Source organism: Psychrobacter sp., assembly GCF_030454045.1.
In the GTDB taxonomy this organism is placed as follows: Bacteria; Pseudomonadota; Gammaproteobacteria; order Pseudomonadales; family Moraxellaceae; genus Psychrobacter.
On sequence record NZ_JAKDJE010000135.1, the window covers coordinates 1 to 1,688 of the forward strand.

Below are 1,688 nucleotides of genomic sequence, written 5' to 3' on the forward strand. Positions count from 1 at the left end.
AGTAAGGTGTTGCTTATTTTTTTCAATGTTTTCTCAATTCTATACAGCCCCTAGTTGTTAAGTCGCGTGTTATGGCTATTGAAATACGGTCAGATAGCAAGATATAACATTGTCCGCTTGCGTAGATACAGATAAAGATACACTATTGTTTTTAAAAATATCTGGCTATCTCTATTTATCTGACAAGTGTCAATGCAATAAAGTAATCATCACTATATAAAACGGTCTAACTATGTCTGCACCAAAGTCCTCTCTACCAAATAAACCTATCGCCTCCGAACGAGTACGTTCTGCTGATCTCCCTGTTGCATGGATTATGATGCTGGGATTAATGGTTGCGGTAGGACCGTTATCCATTGATATGTATCTGCCTGCGCTACCATCAATGGCAGATGATTTTGGCGTATCTACCGCATTTATGGCCAACTCTGTGCCGGCGTATTTTTTGGGTTTGGTATTCGGGCAGTTATTTTATGGCCCTTTTAGTGATCGTGTCGGCCGTGTTAAGCCTTTATACATAGGTATGACACTATATGTTATTGCCTCTGTTATCTGCGCGACCACTGACAATGAGTACATATTATTTGTAGGACGAACGATGCAGGCATTGGGCGCTTGTGTAGGGGCAGTGGTGACCCGAGCGGCTATTAGAGATCGTCTAACAGCCAAGCAAACCGCAAAAGCTTTTTCGATTATGATTTTGGTGATGGGCTTAGCACCCATATTAGCGCCGTCGCTTGGTGCACTATTTCTACAGTTTTCTACTTGGCATTCCATTTTCTGGTTTTTGGCCGCTTTTGGTTCCCTAAATTTATTGCTTACTAAGTTTTTCTTTTTTGAGACATTGACCGAAGAAAATCGTAACCTACGTCCTGCAAAAGAGGTGCTTAGTCAGTATTGGGATTTATTAAAAGATCCAACCTTTAACTATCCAGCGATTGGTGGAGGGTTGTTGATGGGTGCGATGTTCGTCTATATCAGCTCAGCCTCTGAGCTTATCATGGATACCTATGGTGTATCGGCGACGCACTTTGGCTGGCTGTTTGGAATGAATGCGGCGGGCTTTGTGGGTTTGACTCAGTTGAACCAATGGTTGACCAATCGCTTTCGTATCTTGAGCATATTACGCTTTGGGACGATGATGCAGGTGCTCTCTGCAGGCACGTTGTTTTTTGTCGGTATATTTTTGGGGACCGATGCTTGGTTGCCACTGGTGCTGGCGTGTATTTTCTTTTGTATTGCAGGCTTGGGATTGACCCAGCCAAACGCCTCAGCGATTGCGCTGGCTTTTCAAAAGCAGCGTGCGGGTATGGCAAGCGCGCTGCAAGGATCGCTGATGTTTTCAGTGGGTATTTTTGGTGGTTTATTATTAAACTTATTCCCTCTTAATCCAGTGTTAAAAATCGGTATTGCACTTTTTGTCCTGATGAGCTTGGGTGCGTTTTTAATCTGGCAGATAGACCGTAACCTAAATCTTGACGATGCAGAGTAAGTATAAGGTTTCATCGTAAATTAAGTACTCATAAAAAGCACCCATACGTTTAGAGCGTATGGGTGCTTTTTTATGTCTGCTATTGATTTGTATATAAGATTTTCTTTTTGATAAAGCATTTTCTTCAAGTTCTATAAATATTAGGTGTAATGGACAAAATTCATGCTAAAAAGTAGGTGGTAGTCGCTAATGGACA

1 protein-coding gene is annotated in these 1,688 nt (G+C 41.9%); it reads left to right on the plus strand.

Going from position 1 to position 1,688, the window contains the following annotated elements; all coding sequences use genetic code 11:
- The first annotated feature begins 232 nt into the window (after positions 1-232).
- The gene (locus L0G63_RS13635; RefSeq protein WP_301451141.1) at positions 233-1,492 is read left to right on the plus strand and encodes a multidrug effflux MFS transporter; all 1,260 of its coding nucleotides are present in this window, start codon (positions 233-235) and stop codon (positions 1,490-1,492) included.
- Positions 1,493-1,688: the final 196 nt, after the last annotated feature.